The 4,238-nt window shown below is 66.8% G+C and carries 3 protein-coding genes; 2 read left to right on the forward strand and 1 reads right to left on the reverse strand.

Features of this window, described 5'->3' with window-relative positions:
• The first annotated feature begins 328 nt into the window (after nucleotides 1-328).
• Complete coding sequence (locus D7Y11_RS41820) at nucleotides 329-2,536, forward strand: bifunctional (p)ppGpp synthetase/guanosine-3',5'-bis(diphosphate) 3'-pyrophosphohydrolase (RefSeq protein ID WP_120581530.1); 2,208 nt, start codon at nucleotides 329-331, stop codon at nucleotides 2,534-2,536.
• A gap of 79 nt (nucleotides 2,537-2,615) precedes the next feature.
• Entirely contained in the window at nucleotides 2,616-3,002 is a 387-nt protein-coding gene (locus D7Y11_RS41825) for a RidA family protein (protein ID WP_120581531.1), read from the forward strand.
• An 89-nt stretch (nucleotides 3,003-3,091) separates the two neighbouring features.
• On the opposite strand, the gene D7Y11_RS41830 is transcribed toward D7Y11_RS41825, so the two are convergent.
• On the reverse strand, nucleotides 3,092-4,238 hold a 1,147-nt coding region (locus D7Y11_RS41830), incomplete at its 5' end, for a thioredoxin domain-containing protein (protein WP_148139281.1).

The following is a 4,238-nucleotide window of genomic DNA, read 5'->3' on the forward strand; positions in this document are numbered from 1 at the left end:
CGCCAGGGGGCGGCGTCACCGGCCGGGGGGTCGTGGCCGCCGGACGGGGGGCCGGAGCGGCCTCTTCCATCGCCTGGCCGCACAGTGCGCAGGTGGCCGAGCGTGCCGGGTTGAAACCGTCACAATTCGGGCAGACCACCGGGAGCGCGGACAGCAGAAGCTGAGACATGGGCAGAGGGCCAATCTAGGGGGGCGTGAAACGCCGGGTCAACGAAAGCCTCGGACCAATTTCCAGGGCGCCCGGGCCTCCAGTACCCGGCGGGGCACGCGATGTTCCAGGGTAACGTTGCCCCTGCTGTTTGAGGCAGTTACGATTGTCACCGCCTCGATGATTCGCCTGAACGACATCCTGCAGCGGGTTGCGTCGTACCACCCGGACCCCGACCTGGACATCATCAAGAAGGCGTACGTCTACTCGGCCAAGGTCCATCAAGGGCAACTCCGCAAGTCGGGAGAGCCCTATCTCGTCCACCCGCTGGAGGTGGCGGGCATCCTCGCGGAGCTGAAGCTGGACGAGGCGTCCATCGTCACCGGCCTGCTCCACGACACCATCGAAGACACGCTCGCCACCGCGGAGGAGCTCACGGAGCTGTTCGGTCCGGAGGTCGCCCAGCTGGTGGACGGCGTGACGAAGCTGTCCAAGTTCTCCGCGTCCGCGACGCTCTCCCAGGAGGAGAAGCAGGCGGAGAACTTCCGCAAGATGATCATCGCGATGGCGCAGGACATCCGCGTCATCCTCGTGAAGCTGGCGGACCGCACGCACAACATGCGGACGCTGGATCACATGTCCGAGGAGAAGCAGGCCCGCATCGGACAGGAGACGCTGGACATCTACGCGCCCCTGGCCAACCGCCTGGGCATCTCCTGGATCAAGACGGAGCTGGAGGACCTGTCCTTCCGCTACGTGAAGCCCCAGGAGTTCTTCGCGCTGGAGGAGCAGCTCAACAAGCGCAAGAAGGAGCGCGAGGCGTACATCGAGGACACCTGCGACCTGATGCGCGCCAAGCTCCAGGAGCGCGGCCTCAAGGGCGACGTCAGCGGGCGCTTCAAGCACGTCTACAGCATCTGGAAGAAGATCAAGTCGCAGGGCATCGACTTCGATCAGATCCACGACATCATCGCGTTCCGCATCATCGCGCCGTCGGTGCCCTCCTGCTACGAGGCGCTGGGCATGGTGCACCAGATGTGGAAGCCGGTGCCCGGGCGCTTCAAGGACTTCATCGCCATCCCGAAGCCCAACATGTACCAGTCCCTGCACACCACGGTGATTGGTCCGTTGAGCGAGCGCGTGGAGGTGCAGATCCGCACCTCGGAGATGCACAAGATCGCCGAAGAGGGCATCGCGGCGCACTGGGCCTACAAGGAGGGCCGCGCGCCCATCTCCAAGGACGACGAGAAGTTCGCCTGGCTGCGCCAGCTGATGGAGTGGCAGCAGGACCTCAAGGACCCCAAGGAGTTCCTGGAGACGGTGAAGGTCGACCTCTTCACCGACGAGGTCTTCGTCTTCACGCCCAAGGGCGACGTGCGCAGCCTGCCGCGCGGCGCGACGCCGGTGGACTTCGCGTACGCCATCCACTCGGACGTGGGCGGCCGGTGCGTGGGCGCCAAGGTGAACGGCAAGATTGTTCCCCTGCGCTACAAGCTGAAGAACGGCGACACGGTGGAGGTGCTCACCAGCCCGCAGGCGCACCCGTCCAAGGACTGGCTCACCTTCGTCAAGACGAGCCGCGCGCAGCAGCGCATCCGCGGCTTCATCAAGCAGCAGCAGCGCGACAAGAGCCTGCAGCTGGGCCGTGAGCTGGTGGAGCGCGAGTTCAAGCGCTTCCAGCTCAACTTCAACAAGCTGGTGCGCTCCGGCGAGGTGAAGAAGGTCGCCGAGGAGCTGGGCTTCCGCGTCGAGGACGACATGCTGGTCGCCATCGGCTACGGCAAGGTGACGCCGCAGCAGCTGGTGATGCGCCTGGTGCCGCAGGAGAAGCTGGCGCAGGCGGAGCCGCCTCCGCGTCCCACGGACGGCAACGGTACGGGGGCGAACGCGTCCATGCTGCCGGGCCTGTCGCGCATGACGGACCTGGCCAAGCGGCTGGTCGGGCGCAACAGCCGCAGCGGCGTCCAGATTGGCGGCGTGGACGACGTGCTGGTGCGCTTCGGGCGCTGTTGCAACCCCGTTCCCGGAGACCCCATCGCGGGGTTCATCACCCGGGGGCGGGGCGTGACGGTGCACACGGTGGGGTGTGAGAAGGCCCTGGCCACGGACCCCGAGCGGCGCGTGGACGTGTCCTGGGACGTGAAGGGCGACTTCAAGCGGCCCGTCACGCTGCGCGTGCTGACAGCGGACCGGCCGGGCCTGCTGGCGGACATCACCAACACGTTCTCCAAGAAGAGCGTCAACATCTCCCAGGCGAACTGCCGGGCCACCGGCGACGACCGGGCCGTCAATACCTTCGAGGTCACCATCTCCGACCTCAAGCAGCTGACGGACCTGATGCGCTCCATCGAGCGGTTGACGGGCGTCTACTCGGTCGAGCGAATCTAGCCCTGTCCTGTGCTACAGCCCGCGGCGGACCCGCGGCCCCCGTCCTCCTTGGGGGCCGCCGCAACGCGAGGTGTGCTGCATGGCGCGCAAGGCAATCCACTCCGACGACGCCCCCAAGGCGATTGGCCCCTACTCCCAGGCCGTGCAGGTGGACGCCGGGAAGATGACGTTCCTGTCCGGCCAGATTCCCCTGGATCCGAAGACGATGGAGTTGGTCCCCGGTGACGTCGTCGCGCAGGCCGAGCAGGTGATGAAGAACCTGCAGGCCGTGCTCGCCGCCAGCGGCCTGGACTTCAGCCACGTCGTGCGCTGCACCATCTTCCTCACCAACCTGGGCGACTTCGCCAAGGTGAACGAGGTGTACGGCCGCGCCTTCACCGGCTCCCCGCCGGCCCGCGCCACCGTGCAGGTGTCCGCGCTGCCGCGCGGCTCCCAGGTGGAGATCGACGCCATCGCCGTCTCCTGACGCCGCACCGGGGACTCGATGGAAACACGAAGGCCGCCGGTTCCCGCTGAGGGAGCCGACGGCCTTTGTGCTTCAACAGCGGGGGAGGGCTACTTCGCTTCCGCCGCCATCGCGACGCCGGCCTTCTTCAGCTCCTCGTCGATGACCTTCTTGAAGGCCTCGAAGGGCTGCGCACCCACCAGCGTGCGGCCATTGATGAAGAACGTCGGGGTGCCGTTGGCGCCCTTGGAGGAGCCGTCCGCCATGTCCGCCTCGATCTGCTTGTCGAACTTGCCCGACTCCAGGTCCGTCTTGAACTTGTTCACGTTCAGGCCGATTTCCTGGGCGTACTTCTCCAGGCTGGCGCGGTCCAGCGCGCGCTGGTTGGCGAAGAGCTTGTCGTGCATCTCCCAGAACTTGCCCTGCTCGTTCGCGGCCATGGAGGCCACGGCGGCGAGCTTCGCGTTCTGGTGGAAGGGCAGGGGCTGGTGCTTGAAGGCGAACTTGACCTTGCCCTTGTAGACCTTCTCCACCTGCTCGATGGTCGGCACGGCGCGGCTGCAGAAGGGGCACTCGAAGTCGGACCAGGCGACGATGGTGACGGGCGCGTTCTTCGGGCCACGCACCGGGGCGTTGCCCACCTCCACCTTCTGCACTTCCGGCTCGGCGGGCGCGGCGGGGGCGGCCGGAGCGGCGTTCACGTTGTCCTGGTTCAGCTTGGCGTAGAGGTCCTCCGCCTTGGTGCCGGCGGCGAGCGCCTTGTCTGCCTTGGCGATCTCCTGGTCGATGAGGGGCTTGAAGGCCTCGAAGGGCTGCGCGCCGGAGAGGAAGCGGCCGTTGATGAAGAAGGCCGGGGTGCCGTTGGCGCCCACCGCCATGCCCGCGGAGGAGTCCGAGTCCACCTTCGCGGAGATCTTGCTCGACTCCAGGGCGGCCTTGAACTTGTTCATGTCCAGGCCCAGCTCCTGGGCGTACTTCTCCAGGTCACCGCGCTCCAGGGCGCGCTGGTTGGCGAAGAGCTTGTCGTGCATCTCCCAGAACTTGCCCTGCTCGTGGGCGGCCATGGAGGCCTGCGCGGCGATCTTCGCGTGCGAGTGCATGGGCAGCGGCTGGTGGCGGAACACCACGCGCACGTCCTTGCCGTAGGTCTCCTTGATCTTGTTCAGGGTCGGCACGGCGCGGCTGCAGAAGGGGCACTCGAAGTCCGACCACTCGACGATGGTCACCTTCGCGGTGGCCGGGCCGAAGGAGGGGGAG

The sequence above is a fragment of the Corallococcus sp. AB018 genome, from assembly GCF_003986945.1.
Taxonomy (GTDB): domain Bacteria; phylum Myxococcota; class Myxococcia; order Myxococcales; family Myxococcaceae; genus Corallococcus; species Corallococcus exiguus.